Raw genomic sequence first — 16,411 nt, 5'->3', positions numbered from 1 at the left:
GAACCCGCTCAGCCTACCAGAACGACCGAGGTACAAGGCCAATCTTCCGGTGCAATCTCGCGCTTTACCGGAGCGTCACCGCGAACGGTAACACCGTGAGCGCCCTCTCTCCGGCCAGGAGAGGCGCCATGGAGGCGGCGAAGGTCCCGACCTCCGGCGCGACGCCGAGCCACTCCGGCAGGAGGACGGAAGCCATCGCCTCCCGCGCGCGCTCCTTGAGCGCTGCGCGGTCGGGAGCCCGAGCGCTGCCCTCGTTGGCTTCGTCGCCGGTCGCGAGGAGCTCCAGCAGCCCGCCGTCGTCCTGCTCGATCTCGACCGGCGCGTCCGCCGGCAGCTCCGCCAGCTCGCGCGCGATCGCGATCGCTCGCTCCAGGCCGCCGAGCTCATCGACGAGCGAGCGCCCTGCGGCCTCGACCCCGCCGAAGATCCGTCCCTCCGCCGACGGCGCGATCGTCTCCAACGGGAGGTTCCGTCCCGCCGTGATGCGCTTCAGGAACAGATCGTAAACCGCCTCCATGGAGGCGAGCACACGGGCGCGTGTGGGGTCGTCCCAGGGTGTGAGCGCCGACATGTACGCGGCGCGCGCTGCCCGCTGAGGATCCGGGTTGGCCGCGACCGTCTCCGCGTTGATCCCGACGTCTGCAAGCGCCTTCCCGACGGCGAACTTGCCGCCCACGACGCCGATCGAGCCGATGATGCTCGTCCGCTCGGCGACGATCTTGGTGCCAGCGCAGGCGAGGTAGTAGCCGCCGCTCGCGGCCATCCCGCCGATCGAGACGACCAGCGGCTTCTGCTGCCGCAGCCGCATCAGCTTCTGCCAGAGCAGATCCGAGGCCAGCGCCGAGCCGCCGGGCGAGTCGATCCGGAGCACGACCGCCTTCGCGCTCTTGTCCTCGATGAGGCGGGTGATCGTTTGCCCGAGCTCGCGCTCGCCGATCCCGTCCGACGAGCCGATGGGCATCCCCTTGGCGCTCATGGTGATGCCGCCGATCGCCGGGACGACCGCCACGTGCGGCGTCCCCAGCGAGCTCGCCCCGGAGACCGAGCGGAACACGTCCACGAGGCTCCGGGAGAAGCTCGCATCGCGCGGAGCGCCGCCGAACCGCGGCACGGAGCGCTCGGTGCCAGCGAGCTTCTTCGCGTCCTCGGTCGCGGACTCGAGATCGCCGATCTCGTCCACGAGCGCCCTCGCCTTCGCCTCCTCAGGCGCGAACGGGCCGTCCTCGAGGGCCTCCCGGAGCCCCTCCTTGCCGCGCCCGTCCACGATGGCCGACAGCCACGCCTCGCGGACCCCGCCGAGCGCGGACTCGAGCGATCGACGCGCCTCGGGGCTCGCCCCTTCCCGCGTGAACGGCTCGCTCGCGCCCTTGAACTTCCCCACCTGGAGGAAGTCGACGTCCACGTTGAGCTTGTCGAGGAGCCCCTTCGCGAACACGAGCTGCGCCGCGATCCCCACCGTATCGACCTGCCCGGCAGGGCTGAGCCAGAGCTTGCTGCAGGCGATGGACGCCAGCAGCATGGTCGCGTTGTTGTACTCGTCCGCGTGACACACGACCGGTCGCCCCGCCGCGCGGACATCGCCGAGGATCCGGCCGATCTCGTGGGCCCGCGCGAACGCGAGGCGCGCGCTCCCGAGCCGCACGAGGAACCCCTTCGCGCTCGCGGACTCGGACAGCGCTCGCAGCGACTGCACGAGCTGCGCGTGGGTCCTGCCGCTCGGCGGGCCGAAGAGCGACGCGGACGCGCTCTCGGGGAGCCCGCGCGAGAGATCGATCTCGACGACCGCCGGCTCGTCGAGGCCCGCCGCGGCGGGCGCCGGCAGCGCCGCCGCCCGCTCTCTCCCGGTGCAGCCAGCCATCGATGCCGCCACGGCGAGGGCGCCGACGCCCGTCCACCGCGCCCCGCGAGCTCGGCGCTTACTCATGCTTCATTCCAGGCAGATCCGAGGTGTCGATCGGCGGCGCCGTCGCCCCAGGCGCGGCGGTCGGCGGCGGGTGCACGCCGGGCAGATCGCTCGTATCGATGGTGCCGCCCGGGGCGACGTAGTCGTCGGGCACGCGGCCGTCGTCCGGCTCCGACTCCGGCGCGCGGCGAACGCGCCCCGGCGCGGCCGGCGGGCTCGCGGGAGGAGCGCTCGCCGAGGTCGACGGGCTCGGCGGAGGAGCGCCCGCCTGCGGGCTCCCCGCGCGCCCGCTCGACGCCGGCTCGGCGATGCTTCCTGGCTCGCCCTGCGCCTTCTCGAGCCGGTCGATGAAGGCCCGGAGCGGGCGCGCGAGCGGGTGCGGCCGGCTCGTCGCCAGCAGGCGCTCGTTCTCGGCGCGCGCGGCCGCGAGATCACCGGACCTCGCGAGCGCATAGACGAGGAGCGCCCGCGCTCGCGCGGGGCTCTGCTCGATGCTCGCCGCCGTCCGGAGCCGCTCGACGACGGCGGCCCAGCTCGGATGAGCCTCCGCGAGATCGAGCGCGGCCAGCGTCAGCGCGCTCTCCGGCTGCGCGCTCTCGGCCGAGATCGCGCCGACGAGCTTCCGCGCGGAGGCGAGGTCGCCCTGCATGCGGAGCAGATCGATCGCCGCGCGGGTCACCTCGGCGTTCGCCGGCGCGACGCGCCGCGCGTGCTCGACCGCCTTGCGGGCGCGCTCGATCGCGATGTCGAGCTCGTGCCGCGCCGTGTCCAGATCCGCGTCCCCTGCGACGAGCAGCTGCAGCCGCAGCCACCGCACGTCCGCGTTCACCGTCTCGACCCGGGCCAGCGCCGCCGCGACGCGCGGGTCGTCCTCGGCGAGCGCGCTCGCCTTGACGAGCTTGTCCCTCGCCGTCTCCGGATCCCCTTCGGCCAGGCTCTTCTCGCCCTCGGCGAGCAGCGCCGAGACGCGATCGTCGCTCACCGCAGGCCGGGCCTGTACGGCCGGCTTGAGGTACTTCGGCCCGAGGGTCGCCGCGCTCACCACCATGAGGCCGACGACGATGAGGCCGACGACCCACCGCGCGATCCCCGTCCTCCTCGAGGGCAGCGACGTGATCCCCGCGTCGCCGTCCCCCTCGTCGACATAGGAGGGACGCCCCTCGGGCTCCGCGGGTGCGGTCGGCGACCCCGACGTCGCTGCCCGCCGCGACGCGTGGTCCTCGCTCGCCGCGCGCGGCGCCCCGCGCCTCGCCACGGGGGCGTCTTCTCCTCCCGGGCTGTCGGCGCGCTCGATGCGCGGCGGTGGGACGCTGTTCGGCATCCGCAGCGGAACGACGCCTGCGGCGCGCCCCTCGGCGTCCGCGGGCCTGACGCTGCCCTGGCGCGCCTCGGCGACCCCCGCGCCGCGGAGGGTCCGCGGCTCCTGCCGGCGCGCGGGGTGCCCGTCCGGCAGCGGCGGCGCCTCTTCCGGCGGCACCACGACCCCGGGCAGCGCGCCCGGCTTCGTCATCGCCCGCGCGGGGGCGCTGGCCTCGGAATCGTAGGTCGCGGTCTGCGCCCCGCGGCGCGGCGACGGGCGCTCCCTGCCCGACTGGACCTCCCGCACGTCCCGAACGATCGTCTCTGCGTCGTGGATGGACTCGGGGGCGACGTCCGCGTCGCTCTCCGCCCGCGGGAGCGGGATCGCGACCGAGTGCTCGGTCTGCGCCGGCGCCGGGCCGCCGAGCCCTGGAGGCGTCAGCGACCTCGAGCGGCCAGGGAACGGCGAGGGCCCGCCGATGCCCAGCGCGGTCCCGGCCATCACGATGCTGCCCGGCCCCTTGAAGAACGGCTCCAGCTCCGCGATCGACCCGAGCCGCCGCGGCCTCGCGTTGCCGCGCGAGATCACGTCGTCGCGGGTGATCTGGCCCTGGGTGATCGCCGCCTGGAGCTCCCGGAGCATCTTGAACTCGAGCTCCCGGCCGCCGAGCGTGCGCACCACCCACTTCTCGGGGAGCGCGCCGTCGGTGCGGCGGACCTTGAACTGGAAGCCGCAGTTCGTGCACTTGACCGTCGTGCCGCGCTCCGACACGAGCGCGTCGTCGAACTCGTACTCGGTGCTGCAACGCTCGCAGGTGACATCCATCTGCTCGACCGGTCCCCGTGTCCTCGCGAACGGCTGGCCCCCCAGGCGCGAGCCTGCCGGGGTTCCTCGTTCGGAGGCAGCCGCCCGGAACTCGGCGGAACGGTAGCACGGGTTCCCCTGCGCGCCCCAAAGCGTCGCGCCGCACCGCGCCGTCCTCCGCTTTCCTCCGCGGTTCAGGGTTCACGGTCCCCTGCGGTCCCCCCTCCCCTGCGGTCCCCCCTCCCCTGCGGTCCCCCTCCCCTGCGGTCCCCCCTGCCCCCCGATGTCGCGTCCGCCGCCGCGTGACCTGCGCGAGGCACGGCACATCGGGGCGGCGCCTCGCCACGCGCGCGCCACATGCCGACGTGAACGCGGCTTCACGGCGAGCGCGCGATCGGCCGAAATACGCCGCGACTTGCCGGGCTTGTGTGGGGCATGTCGCTTGCTACGCTCGTCCGGTCGCGACCGTCACGCGCGAGGGCGCGGCTCCTCGACGCCGGGCGGCCGAATGCTTTCGGGAGACGGTGAATGAAGCGACTTACTCTGCTGGGTCTCGCGAGCGTGCTGGCGCCCCTCCTCGCGGGTTGCCCCATCTACGACGACGACGCCGACAGCCCCTTCTGTGATGCAGTCGTCGAGGACTGCACGCCCGGCATCCCGAGCGGCTGTGGCGGGCCAGCCGACTGCTGGATCAACGAGACCTGTGGCGAGGACAACCGATGCCACATCGGCGACTGCACGACCTGGGGGTGTAGCCGGGGCTTCGAGTGCGTCATCGCCGACGACCACACCGCCGCCTGCGTCCCGAGCGGCTCCTCCGGGGAAGGGGGCAGCGGCGGGGCCCCCGGCGACGTCGTGTACTGCGGCAACCCGGACGACTGCGCCGATGGCGAGACCTGCGCGCCGGATGGCACGTGTCAGCCCGGCAGCTGCGATCAGGTCCTCCCGAGCGGCGAGCCGATCGGGTGCGTCCACGGCTACGTCTGCGAGGGCGACGAGGCCGACGCGACCTGCGTGCCGGCGACCCCGGCCGCGTGCGGCGCCGACGCCGACTGCGCCCGCCTCGGCGCGGACTACCTCTGCGTCAGCGGCATCTGCACCGCGCCTCAGGACCAGTGCTTCGATCAGACGCAGTGTCCGGTCAACGACAAGTGCGTCGAGGGCAAATGCACGCCCGCCTGCGGCGAGGACGCGGACTGCCCCAGCAGCTACCGTTGCGACGCGACCCTCGGTATCTGCTCCCGCCCTGCGCAGCCCTGCGTCATCACCGACGACTGCGGCGGCCCCTCCGCCGTCTGCGTCGACGGCGCCTGTGTTCCGAGGAGCGACGGCGCCGCCTGCCCCGAGGGCGACGTCTGGGTCGAGAACGGCTGCATCCCGAATCAGTCGAGCAACTTCGTGTGCGGCGAGGATGGAGCGCAGGACGTCTGCGCGCCGGGGTCGATCTGTCTGCACCACAGCTGCTACATCTCGTGCGACCAGCCGAACCCGAACGCCTGCGACAACCAGTCGCCCTCGCTGAGCGAGTGCAGGACCGTGGCGACGTTCTCCGGCGAGCACCAGGTCTGCGGGTCGAGCGACAACCTCGGCGGTGACTGCGATCCCGAGACGCCCTGCAGCGAAGGCAAGATCTGCATCGACGGCTTCTGCCGGTAACGCCGCGGCGCTCCTCCACCGCGATCGCCCGCGATCGCTCCTCGGGGCAGGGCAGCCCCCTGCCCTGCCCCCTCCGTGCGCAATATGCCCTTGGCATGCGCGCTGCCTCACGTCCCGCCGGTCACTGTTCCATCCACGTGAATCCACGCTGAGGGATACGCGCTACGCGCCCCCACGCGATACGAACCGACGGAGCCACAATGAAGGCAGACGATCTCGTCAGTTACATGGCCGACATGTTCCCCTACAAGAGAAGGAGCTCACTCGATTGGATCGTTCCCTTGTCGGTCGGGCTCGGCCTCGGCGTCGCCATGGGCGTCGGGGTTGGCGTCCTGGTCGCGCCGACGTCAGGTGACGAGGCTCGCCGCCGGCTGCGCGACAGCACGAGCCGGCTGCGCGAGCGCGCGGAGAGGGCCAAGGAGCGCGCCCTGGGCGCTGCGCAGCGGACCCAGGACCAGATCCAGGAGAAGCTCCAGGAGAGCACCGGCTCGTACTCCAACGAGCTCGGCGCCCGCTGAGCGAGCTCCAGGGGGGCGCGAAGGCGCCGCACCGCCCACGCGCGGAGCGGCGCCTTCCATCATTTCCCGGGATGTGCTCCAGCAGCCGAGCGACATCTGCGCAGCCGGAGCGGCACAAGCGATGCTTTTCCGAGAGCAGATGGATTGAACGAGACACCTCGCGAACCGCGGCACAGGGGCACTCGTCGAATGATGTATTACCGGACGCTCACTGCATTCTTCCCAGGTCGCACGGAAGCCGCGGGCGCACTTGGCCGCCTCCTCGCCCTGGGCGTCGCGGCCGAGGACATCAGCATGGTGCCCAGGCAGCACTCCCGTCTGGACGAGATCGAGCTCACGATCCACAGCAAGGCGTCCGAAGGGGCCGCCCTGGGCGCTGTGATCGGAGGGCTCGTCGGGGGTACGCTCGCGGCGATCACGGCAGGAGGCGCGCTGATCATTCCGCGGCTCGACGCGTTCCTGGCGGGGCCCATCGTCGCGTGCCTCGCGGGAGCGGGCGCCGCCGGCGCGGCCGGCACCCTGCTCGGCGCCGTCCTCGGCGCGCGCCTGCCCGAGTACGAGGCGCGCCGGCTCGACGACGGCAGCGCCGGCGGCGGCGCGTTGCTCTCCGTGCGGTGCTTGCCCGACGTTTCCCACAGCGTTGAAGAGGTGCTGAGCGAGAGCGGCGGTCGCCGCATCCGCAAGACCTGCAGCCGCAGGGCCTGAAGGACGGCCTGCGCCCGGCGTGGCCCAGCGATCTTGCGAACGAGCGACGGCGAGCCGCGATCCACGTGTGGACCCGCCCGTGATGAAGCCTCCAATCCGCCAAGGGCGCGGAGAAAACCTCAAAGAGACTTGGCGTCCTTGAGGGCTTGGCGGTTCAAACGACCCCACCTTCAGCCAAGGTGACGCGCAGCAGGTGCCTGCTGGATCAGGGCGACGAGCCGAGATGGCTCTGGGACCGCGTCTGCTCATCGAGGACGAGCTCGACCGCCTGGGCCAACGCGCTCTTGACGTAGCTGCGCGTCGCGAGCGACCCGAGCCTGCTGAGCACGCGCGGCGTCAGGCCCCCGCCGAGCAGGAACCCCAGCCCAGCCGCCGCTGCGATCGCCACGTGCGGGTTGTCCCGCGCGAACGCCGAGACCGCCCGCTTGACCTCCGCCGCGTCGAGCCGGCTGAGCGCGTCGTTCACCACCTCTCGCGCGTCGCGCTCCCCTTCGGCCTCGACCTCACGTGCCGTCATGATGACCTCCTCAACTCAACCGTGTAACGACCCGCCCGATCAGGTAGCCCACGGCGGCCACCGCGAGGAGCGTGGCCACGGGGCGCTCTTGCACGAGCGAGACGAGCCGCTCGTCCGCGCGGCGGACCTCGCCGAAGAGGCGAGGGACGGCGGCGGGAACGTTCGCTCGCCGCTCCCGACGTCCGGACTCTTGTTCGATGTCTGCATCGTTGGCGATCATCGTGAACCGGTCTCCAGCAATGCCCGAACCACCGCGCGACGTGCATCGGCTGCACGATCCGGAGACCGACCCACCGGCGCGGGGCAGCAGGACGAGGAGCGCCAGCGGAGAAGCGCGCGCGACGAGCGCGGGGCGGAGCGCCTTCCGGGACGTTCGTGCTCACGGACGGAAGGGCGAGCGCGCGACGCGCGTGTGGAGCTCGCGACCTCGCGCGCGCGAGCGCCGCGTTTGCGGGCCGCGCTCGCCAGGTGACGGGCTCCTGGAGATCGCTGGCCGCACGACCGCGCGCAGCGCAGCGCGCGCTAGAAGCGAACGCCGAACGCCCGGAGCGCGCCGCGCAGCGCCTCCGCGCCGTCGCACACCGCCACCCGCTCGGCCTGGGACACCTCCGCGGCCCTCGTCGGGTCCCCCTTGAACCAGACGGCCCGCATCCCTGCCGCGAGGGCGCCGCCGACGTCGGCGGCGAAGGAATCGCCGACGTGGACCACCGCGGCGAGCGGCGCACCGAGGCGCTCGGCCGTCCACGCGAAGATCTCCCTGCCCGGCTTCTCGAACCCGAGCCGCCCCGAGTCCGCCACCGCCACGAAGTGCGCCGACCAGCCGAGCTCTTCGATCAGCTCCTCGAGCCGGCCCTCCGAGTTCGACAGCACCGCGACCGGCACGCCGGCCTGCCGGAGCTCGATCACGACGTCGATCATCCCCGCGATCGGCCGGCGCCAGAGGTTCTTCCGGGGCTGCTCCGTCCAGAGCCAGTCTACCGCCGCGTCGAGCGCGCTGGCCTCGACGCCGCCCGCCTCGAGCAGGCGGCGCATCATGATCTTCCACGGGTGGCCGCCGAGCCCGCGCTGGATCGCCTCGTTGTACGCGCGCCAGCCCTCGTCCACCGCCCCGTCCAGCCGCTCCCGAGGCGCGGCGATGCCCCGCTCGGCGAGGCGGGCGGAGAGCAGCCCCGTGTCGAGCTCCACCAGGGTCTGGCCGAAGTCGAAGGAGACGGCTGTAGCAGGCTCGTTGCGCATGAATTACTCGGCGTACATCGCCTCGATCTCGCGCGCAAAATTCTGGCTCACATTGCGCCGCTTGATCTTGAGCGTCGGCGTCAGCTCGCCGTCCTCGATGGTGAAGCCGCGCGGCAGGATCGAGAACTTCTTGATCGTCTCGACCTGCGCGAGCTCGCCGTTCACCTCGTCGACGGCCCGCTGCACGGCCTCCCTGATCTCGGGCGACGCGTGCGAGAGATCGCGGCCGAGCCCGCGCTCGGCCGAGAGGCGCTTCACCGCGTCGGGGGCCAGCACGAGCAGGGCCGTGAGGAACTTGCGCCCATCGCCGACGACCACCGCCTCGGCGATGAGGTCGTGGCGCTTGAGCGCCTCCTCGATGTTCTTGGGCGAGATGTTCTTTCCGCCGGCCGTGATGAGGATCTCCTTCTTCCGCCCGGTGATGTGGAGGAACCCTTCCTCGTCGAATCGGCCGAGATCCCCCGAGTGGAGCCAGCCGTCGACCAGGGCCTGCGCGGTCGCCTCTGGCTCCTTGTAGTAGCCGAGGAACACGGTCGGCCCCTTGACGAGGATCTCGCCGTCGTCCGCGATCTTCACGTCCATGCCTGGCACCGACGGCCCCACGGAGCCGAGCTTCGTCCGGCCCGGCATGTTGTAGCTCGTCGCGCCGGTCACCTCGGACTGGCCGTAGACCTCGGTGATCAGGATGTCGAGCGACGCGAAGAACTCGAGGACCTCCTTCGCGATGGGGGCCGCGCCGCTGCTGAACGCGTGCGCCCGGCCGAGCCCCACCGCCGCCTTCACCTTCGCGTAGACCAGCGTGTCGAAGGCGCGGTGCTGAAGCGCGAGCAGCGGCCCCGGCGGCTCGCCTCGGGCGCGGAGCTCGCTGTGCTGGAGCCCTACGCGCCTCGCCTGATCGAGCATGATCTTCTGCAACCCCTTCGCGCCGGAGAGCTTGGCGTCGATCCCGTCCCTCAGCTTCTCCCAGACGCGCGGGACCCCGAAGAAGGCGGTAGGCCGCACCTCCTTGAGGTTGTCGGCGAGCGCCGCCATCGACTCGGCGAAGTACACGGCCGCGCCGACCGAGGCCGGGATGTGGATCGTGAACATCTGCTCGGCGACGTGCGAAAGAGGCAGGTAAGAGAGCGTGATGTCCCGGGACGAGCACGGGATGAGGCGCGCCCCCATGTCCGCCGAGCGCGTGAGGTTCTCATGGCTCAGCATGACCCCCTTCGGCGGCCCCACCGTCCCGGAGGTGTAGAGCAGCGTGGCGAGGCCGTTCGGCTCGAGCGCGTCGAGCCGCTGATCGAGCAGCTCGTCCGAGACGCGGTCGCCCCGCGCGAGGAACTCATCCCAGGCCAGGATCCGCGGATCGCGCGGATCGCGCGCGAACTCCGCGCCCCGCATCAGCACCACCCACGAGAGCTGCGGCAGCCGATCCCACTGGCACAGCACCTTCTCCAGCTGCGCCCTGTCCTCGACCAGCACCACCTGCGACCCCGCATGGCGCACGACGTGGCGCACCTCCTCGGGCGAGCACGTCGTGTAGATGCCCGCGGGAGCGCCCCCGATCGCCATGCAGGCCACGTGGAGCACCACCCACTCGGGCCGGTTGAAGCCGAGGAGGCTGACCGTGGCGCCTGGATCGAGGCCGAGCGCGAGGAGCGCCTTGCCGGCGCGCCGCACCTCGCCCGCGTACTCCCGGAAGCTGGTCATCCTCCAGAAGCCCCCCTCCTTGACGTAGTGGGCAGGAGCCTCGGGACGCGCCTTCGCCTGGCCTAGCAGGCGCCGCGGTATCGAGTCACAGGGCATCGGGCTACCTCGTTCACGGGCAAGGGTCCGCAATCACAGGCGAATTTTCCTGCACCCTCCCGGGATCTGGGAGCGCCTGGGGGAGCGACGCCCCGCACAGTAGCAGCAGACGTCGCGGCGTTGCTGGCCCACGCTGTCGTCAGCTTGACGGCACGTCTTTGGATCAGGACCATTCGGCGGTGGGCGAGCGCAAAGGGACGATCGAAGAGGCTGACTGGGCGGCGGACTCCGCCCGCAGCAACGAGCTCGCCGCCTCGGGCCCGCCGGAGCGCGTGCGGGCAGCGCTCGACGGCGGGACCCTGGTCTCCAGGCAGGGGCTCGTCCCCGCGCCCGAGCCCCCGCCCACCGTCCAGGTGCGGCGCGCGGATCGCGACGCGCCGACCACGGTCGGCCGGGATGCGCCGCCGGACGCGCCGCCGTCGCCCTCGGATCGGCACGCGCGGAGCTTCGGGAAATACCGGTTCATCGCGACGCTCGGGCACGGGGGCATGGCGGACGTGCACCTGGCGGTCGCGGTGGGGCCGGCGGGCTTCAGCAAGCTGCAGGTCATCAAGCGCCTCCGGCCCAACATCGCCGACGAGCCCGAGTTCCGGGACATGCTGCTCGACGAGGCCCGCCTCGCCGCCCGCCTGAACCACCGCAACGTGGTGCAGACCAACGAGGTCGGCCTCGCGGACGGCGAGTACTTCATCGCCATGGAGTACCTCGACGGGCAGCCGCTGAGCCGTGTGATCTCCCGCGCGCGAGAGCAAGCGCGGGCGATCCCGTTCGCCGTCCAGTTCTGGATCCTCAGCGAGGTGCTGGCCGGCCTCCACTACGCCCACGAGCTCGTCGACTACGACGGGGCGCCGCTCAACGTCGTTCACCGCGACATCAGCCCCCACAACATCTTCGTCACCTACGACGGGCAGGTGAAGATCGTCGATTTCGGGATCGCGCTCGCCGCGCACCGCCTCGTCGAGACGCAGACCGGCACGATGAAGGGCAAGGTCGCGTACATGGCGCCGGAGCAGGCGTTCTCGCACTCTTCCCAGATCGATCGGCGCGCGGACGTCTTCTCGGCCGGCGTCATCCTCTGGGAGATGCTCGCCGGCCGCCGCCTCTGGCGTGGGCTGTCCGATCCGCAGATCATCTCGCGCCTGATGCGGGACATCCCGGACCTGCGGTCCGCGCGCCCCGAGGTGCCCGTCGAGCTCGCGCGCATCTGCGCCAAGGCGCTCGCGCACTCGCCCGACCAGCGCTATTCGACGGCCGCCGCCTTCCGCGCGGAGCTCGCTCGCTACACGGAACGCCTGGAAGAGCAGGTGACGGCCGAGCAGCTCGGCGCGCTGATGCGCGAGCTGTTCGCCGGCGAGCGGTCCGAGATCCGGGCGATCATCGATCGCCAGCTCAAGCAGCTGCAGGAGCACGGCGCGGAGGCGGGGGGCGCGGGGCTCGCCGGCCGCGCGCCGAGGCTGCCGTCGCTGCCAGGGCGCGAGCCCCTCGACTCGGATCCTCCCGCGCAGGAGGACGGCGCGACCACGGGCTCTTCGCCGTCGGCGCCCACGCGCCCCCTCCACCGCTCGAGCCCTCCGCAAGCGACGCTCCACGCCGTCGTGCGGACCGAGCCGGCCACGGCCGTTCAGCCCGCGCCGGCGCCGCGGCGCTCCCGGTTGCCGCTCGTCGCGTTCGCGGCGGTCATCGCGCTCGTCGGCGCCGCGACGCTGTACCTGAAGCTGCGCGATCCGGTCCAGCAGAGCTTCCGCGTGGCCCCGCCGCCGGCCCAGAGCGCGCTGCCCGCGCCGGAGTCCTCGCCGCCATCCGCCGCGAGCAGCGCTCCACGCGAGCAGACCGACGCGTCGCTCCTCCGCGCATCGATCAAGGCGAGCCCCGCCAGCGCGAAGATCTTCGTCGACGGGGTGGAGCTCCCCTCGAACCCGTTCGACGGCAAGCTCATCAAGGACGGCGCGGCGCACCGGATCGAGGTCTCCGCGCCAGGCCACGCCGCGCAACGACGGATGCTCGTGTTCGACCGGGACATCGAGCTCGAGGTGACGCTCTCCCACGCGCAGAGAGGGCCGGCCCCCGCGACCACGGCGACCCCGAAGGTCGTCAAGCCCCCCGTCGAGGCGGATCCCACCGTCCCGCCGCCGAAGCCCGATCCCTACTGACGCGCGGGGCCCGCGGGCGGCCGTTACAGATCCTGGTAACCGATCGGCGGCTCGACGAGCTTCGCCGCCTTGGCGACGCCGCGGAACACGTAGTCGGAGTAGCTGTAAGGCCCGTCCGACCACACGAGGAAGTCGTCCGCGAGCACCCCGTTGGGCGCTCCCTCGCAGAGCTCCGGCGCCGCCATGACGGGCCCTTCGTTGTAGATCGGCGCCGACGCGTTGACCGCCTCCTCGGCCTCTTCCATGGCGGCCAGCGCGCCGGCGTGCCGGTCGGCGTCGAGCTCGTCGACGGGGTAGAGCTCCCAGTCGAGCATCACGAGCTCCGGGTGCGGGGGCTCGTTCGGGGCCGACGCGAAGGGCGCGTGCGTGGCCTCGGGGAGGCCCGTCCGCGCGAGCGCCTCGATCAGGCGGCTCCGGTAGCGCAGCGCCGCGTCATCCGGGGTCCAGAACGCCGTGAGGGCCGCGATCACGTCCTCGGTCTTCGCCTCGCGCCACAGCGAGGGGTCGCGCGAGCCGAGATCGAGCGCGCGCTCCTTCCGGAGGCGCGCCTGGAAGGCCGACGCGTGCGGCGCGAACTCCGGCAGCTCGGCCAGGGCGTGATCGACGGACCAGTGGAGCCGATGATCGACCTCGCGCACGTACCGGTGCTTGCCGAGGGCGCGGAGGAGTCGGGCGATTTCGTCGGGTGTGCGCGCTGCGAACGACCAGGCAAGCATCATGGGGCAAGGCTCATCGATCCGTGCTGGGGATGGCACGCCGAGCTGGCTCGCCGATGCCGATCGGGCGGCGGGCACCTCGGCACGACGTGAATTCCCATCGCTCGGCCGCGGTGTCGATCACTTCTTGCCGGGGAGGTGCCACACGCCGGCGAACCACACAAGGGATCCGTCTGCGCGGCGCACGGTGGTGGCAGGCGCGAAGTACGCGCCCGGCGGGACGGGCTCCCATCGTCCCTGCTGCCACGCCCAGCGGCGGCTCCGCCACTGCCACTCGCCGTCGATCCACACATCGCCCGGCCGCTCGGACGGCGAGATGATCTCGACCCGCGCAGGCGGCGGAGGGTACGGCACGACCACCATCGTCTCGCTCGGCAGGTGAGGGCCGGTCGGCGGCAGCGGGAGCGAGCCGCCGCAGCCCGCGAGCACGAGGAGCGACGCGAGCGGGATCCCGAGCGCGCGGCGCAGAGCGGCGTTCATCCTGCGTCGATCCAGGAGAGGTACGCGTCCAGGACGTCGCGGCCGACGAGCAAGCACTCCAGCGTCGCGAGCGCGAGGAACGGGCCGAACGCCATGCGGGCCTGACCGAACCCTTCGCGAGGCTCCTCCGCGAGCGGATCTTGCGCCAGCTCTTCCTCGGCGGCGGCCCGCTCCTCGGGGGACATGGCCGCGAGCTCGGCGCGGATCTGCTCCCGCTCGAGGCGCACCGCCTCGGGCTCCTCGATGCTCCCGCGCAGGAGCAGCATGGCGATCGCGACGATCGATCCCTGGATGGCGCCGGCGCCGAGCACGAACAGGGCGCCCCCCCAGCCGAACCACGCGCCTGCCAGCATGAGGAGCTTGGCGTCGCCGAGGCCCATGCCGACGCGGCCGCCGCGGATCCGCGGGTAGAGCACGACGAACGGGAGCCAGACGATGCCGAAGCCGACCGCGGCGCCGACGAGGGCGTCGACGAAGCCCATCGACCGCAGCGACGCGGTCGCGACGCCGAGCACCGCGCCGCCGATGGTGATCGAGTCGGGGATGAACATGTGCTCGAGGTCGATGAACGTCGCCGCGAGCAGCCCGAGCGCGAGCGCCAGGCCGGCGGTGTACGTGGCGAGCGCGTGGAGGGCCGGCGTCGTCCCGGGGAGCCGGAGGATGATGACCTCGATGATCGCGAGCGAGAGCAAGCCGCCCGCCGCCTCCACCAGGGGATACCGCGGCGACACGGGCGCACCGCAGCAGCGAGCGCGGCCGCGCAGCAGCAGGTAGCTGAGGACGGGGATGTTGTCGTAGGCGCGGATCGGCGCGCCGCACGCCGGGCAGCACGAGCCCGGACGGACGACGCTGAGCTCGCGCGGGACGCGGTGGATGACGACGTTGAGGAAGCTCCCCCAGAGCAGGCCGAAGCAGAGCCCGAAGGCGCGCAGGAACCACGGGGGAAAATCGGCGAGCATCACCTGGGGCTCACGTCCTCGGGCTCGACGCGGCGAGCCGGAGCATCATCGTGAGCGCCTGCTCGAGCTCCGCGATCGTCGGTTGCACGGGGTTCTCGGCGAGCGCCGCCTTGAGATCGACGAGGCGGCCGCCGAGCTCCTGGTAGTGACGGCGCACACCCTCGGTCGGCGCCTCGGCGACCCACCGCTTCACGATCTCGCGCAGCTCGTCGAGATCGCTGCCAGCGAGGAGCTGCGCCATCTGCGAGGCCATCGGATCCGGTGCGCCGCTCACGCCCTGCCCCATCCCGGCCAGCATAGCGCGGGCACTTTGACGGGCGAGGGGTCCTGCGACATAAGGCGAGGCGCTCACGAGGAACCGTGCCGACGAGGACGCCTGCCGTTGCCCTGATCCTGCTGGCCGCCGGCATCGCCGGGGGGGCCGGCTGCAGCCGCGCCGAGCAGCGAGAGCCCGGGGAGAAGCGCGCGGACGGAGGCGCCCCGCAGGCGCCCGCGCCCCAGGGGAAGGTGCTCGAGGCGGCCGAGAACGAGTCGCCCGCCGCGAGCGCGACGCCGCGGGCCGGCGCCGCGGCGGCCGGGCCCGCGCGGATCGAGATCCCTGCTGGAAAGCTCGTCGCGGGCAGCACGCCCGGGGACAAGGGGCGCGATCCGACGCTCGAGCCGGCGTTGCTCGACGTCGAGCTGGGCGGCTTCACCGTCGATCGCCACCTGTACCCGAACGATCCTGCGCAGGCTCCGCTCACCGGGGTGACGCGGGCGCGCGCCTCGGAGCTCTGCCAGCAGGCCGGCGGGAGGCTGTGCACCGAGCTCGAGTGGGAGCGCGCGTGCAAGGGCCCCGAGGGGACGCCCTACGCGGGCGGCGCGGCGTGGGACCCGGCGTGCGCCAAGGCGCCCGCGTCGTGCGCGTCCGGGTTCGGCGTCGTCGGGATGGGCGCTGCGCTGCGCGAGTGGACCGCGAGCGACATCGCGCCGATCGAGAACCTCCAGCCCAGGGCCGCCGCCGTGCGCGGGGCCACGGCGAGCGCGAGCGCCGTGGATCACCGGTGCGCGCGCCGCGCCGCGGTCGATCCGGCGGTGTCGGGCGACGACATCGGCTTCCGGTGCTGCCACGGCGCGCCGAACGCGGCGTCGATCCCGTCGCCGCAGTGGCAGCAGACGTTCCGGCGCGCGGAGATCGGGCCGCAGCAGGTCGCAGAGCTGCTCGCGTCGGTGCCGCAGCTGCGCGACCTCGGCGGGCAGATCTCCTTCTTCAAGGAGCCCGACGACGCGAACGCCGTGCTCAGCCGGGGCCGGACGCGGCTCTCGCCGAGCGGCGCTCCGGCGAGCCAGCCCGCGCCGGGCCCGCCCCCGAACACCACGCTCACGACGTCTCCGCTGCTCTGGAACCCGGTCCCGGGCGAGGAGGTGCTCGTCGTGACGGGAAAGGCCGACGACGACGCGTTCATCGTCGCGTTCCTGAAGCTCCCTGGAGATCGCTATCGCATCGCGTCGTCGCTGCTGCTCAAGGACGACCCGGGGCCGCTCGCGCTCGGGTTCAACGGCTACGTGCGGCGACGGCTCGCGTGGGCGACCTGCTGGGACTGCCGCGGCGAGTCCGGCAACATCACCTACCGGGACGACAGCCGCGTGGTGATCACGCAGAAGTGACCCCGCGGCGGCGCGGACCGGACACCGGC

Annotated in this window: 15 protein-coding genes; 5 read left to right on the top strand and 10 right to left on the bottom strand. The window is 72.6% G+C overall.

What is annotated here, in order from left to right; genetic code table 11:
- Nucleotides 1–64: 64 nt before the first annotated feature.
- Nucleotides 65–1,924, bottom strand: coding sequence for a S49 family peptidase (locus WMF11_RS48440; RefSeq protein ID WP_437975595.1), 1,860 nt, complete (start codon nucleotides 1,922–1,924; stop codon nucleotides 65–67).
- Complete coding sequence (locus tag WMF11_RS48435; protein WP_437975594.1) at nucleotides 1,917–4,028, bottom strand: zinc-ribbon domain-containing protein; 2,112 nt, start codon at nucleotides 4,026–4,028, stop codon at nucleotides 1,917–1,919. Before WMF11_RS48435 ends, WMF11_RS48440 begins: the two co-directional genes overlap by 8 nt.
- A gap of 507 nt (nucleotides 4,029–4,535) precedes the next feature.
- Here WMF11_RS48435 and WMF11_RS48430 point away from each other — a divergent pair.
- The 3 genes from WMF11_RS48430 (at nucleotide 4,536) to WMF11_RS48420 (ending at nucleotide 6,886) form a co-directional block, all read left to right on the top strand.
- Nucleotides 4,536–5,663 (top strand): hypothetical protein, encoded by a 1,128-nt coding sequence (locus tag WMF11_RS48430; protein ID WP_437975593.1) that lies wholly within the window; start codon nucleotides 4,536–4,538, stop codon nucleotides 5,661–5,663.
- A 200-nt stretch (nucleotides 5,664–5,863) separates the two neighbouring features.
- Nucleotides 5,864–6,181, top strand: coding sequence for a YtxH domain-containing protein (locus WMF11_RS48425; RefSeq protein ID WP_437547567.1), 318 nt, complete (start codon nucleotides 5,864–5,866; stop codon nucleotides 6,179–6,181).
- Between the two features lie 189 nt (nucleotides 6,182–6,370).
- Nucleotides 6,371–6,886: a hypothetical protein gene (locus tag WMF11_RS48420; RefSeq protein ID WP_437547566.1), complete on the top strand. Its 516-nt coding sequence runs from the start codon at nucleotides 6,371–6,373 to the stop codon at nucleotides 6,884–6,886.
- A 205-nt stretch (nucleotides 6,887–7,091) separates the two neighbouring features.
- Here the strand turns inward: WMF11_RS48420 and WMF11_RS48415 are convergent, their stop codons facing one another.
- From WMF11_RS48415 to WMF11_RS48400, 4 genes are all read right to left on the bottom strand, one after another.
- Nucleotides 7,092–7,403 (bottom strand): hypothetical protein, encoded by a 312-nt coding sequence (locus tag WMF11_RS48415; protein ID WP_437547565.1) that lies wholly within the window; start codon nucleotides 7,401–7,403, stop codon nucleotides 7,092–7,094.
- A 10-nt stretch (nucleotides 7,404–7,413) separates the two neighbouring features.
- Entirely contained in the window at nucleotides 7,414–7,623 is a 210-nt protein-coding gene (locus WMF11_RS48410; protein WP_012241308.1) for a hypothetical protein, read from the bottom strand.
- Nucleotides 7,624–7,925: 302 nt separating this feature from the next.
- Nucleotides 7,926–8,639, bottom strand: a complete 714-nt coding sequence (locus tag WMF11_RS48405; protein WP_437905791.1) for an HAD family hydrolase — start codon at nucleotides 8,637–8,639, stop codon at nucleotides 7,926–7,928.
- A gap of 3 nt (nucleotides 8,640–8,642) precedes the next feature.
- Nucleotides 8,643–10,430: an AMP-dependent synthetase/ligase gene (locus WMF11_RS48400; protein WP_437975592.1), complete on the bottom strand. Its 1,788-nt coding sequence runs from the start codon at nucleotides 10,428–10,430 to the stop codon at nucleotides 8,643–8,645.
- A gap of 179 nt (nucleotides 10,431–10,609) precedes the next feature.
- On the opposite strand from WMF11_RS48400, the gene WMF11_RS48395 reads away from it, so the two are divergent.
- Entirely contained in the window at nucleotides 10,610–12,580 is a 1,971-nt protein-coding gene (locus WMF11_RS48395) for a serine/threonine protein kinase (protein WP_437975591.1), read from the top strand.
- Between the two features lie 23 nt (nucleotides 12,581–12,603).
- Here WMF11_RS48395 and WMF11_RS48390 read toward each other — a convergent pair whose 3' ends face one another.
- The 4 genes from WMF11_RS48390 to WMF11_RS48375 all read right to left on the bottom strand — a co-directional run bounded on the left by WMF11_RS48390 (nucleotide 12,604) and on the right by WMF11_RS48375 (nucleotide 15,033).
- Nucleotides 12,604–13,299, bottom strand: a complete 696-nt coding sequence (locus WMF11_RS48390) for a hypothetical protein (protein ID WP_437905788.1) — start codon at nucleotides 13,297–13,299, stop codon at nucleotides 12,604–12,606.
- A gap of 117 nt (nucleotides 13,300–13,416) precedes the next feature.
- Complete coding sequence (locus WMF11_RS48385) at nucleotides 13,417–13,776, bottom strand: YXWGXW repeat-containing protein (RefSeq protein WP_437905787.1); 360 nt, start codon at nucleotides 13,774–13,776, stop codon at nucleotides 13,417–13,419.
- Nucleotides 13,773–14,735, bottom strand: coding sequence for a prepilin peptidase (locus tag WMF11_RS48380; RefSeq protein WP_437979403.1), 963 nt, complete (start codon nucleotides 14,733–14,735; stop codon nucleotides 13,773–13,775). The genes WMF11_RS48385 and WMF11_RS48380 overlap by 4 nt, the downstream gene beginning before the upstream one ends.
- Nucleotides 14,736–14,745: 10 nt before the next feature.
- Complete coding sequence (locus WMF11_RS48375) at nucleotides 14,746–15,033, bottom strand: hypothetical protein (protein WP_437547559.1); 288 nt, start codon at nucleotides 15,031–15,033, stop codon at nucleotides 14,746–14,748.
- Between the two features lie 62 nt (nucleotides 15,034–15,095).
- On the opposite strand from WMF11_RS48375, the gene WMF11_RS48370 reads away from it, so the two are divergent.
- A complete protein-coding gene (locus WMF11_RS48370; protein ID WP_437975590.1) occupies nucleotides 15,096–16,382 on the top strand; it encodes a formylglycine-generating enzyme family protein in 1,287 nt (428 codons plus the stop codon).
- Nucleotides 16,383–16,411: the final 29 nt, after the last annotated feature.

The sequence above is a fragment of the Sorangium sp. So ce295 genome (assembly GCF_051527405.1).
Classification (GTDB): Bacteria; Myxococcota_A; Polyangia; order Polyangiales; family Polyangiaceae; genus Sorangium; species Sorangium cellulosum_B.
This window is presented reverse-complemented; position numbering and strand designations above follow the sequence as displayed.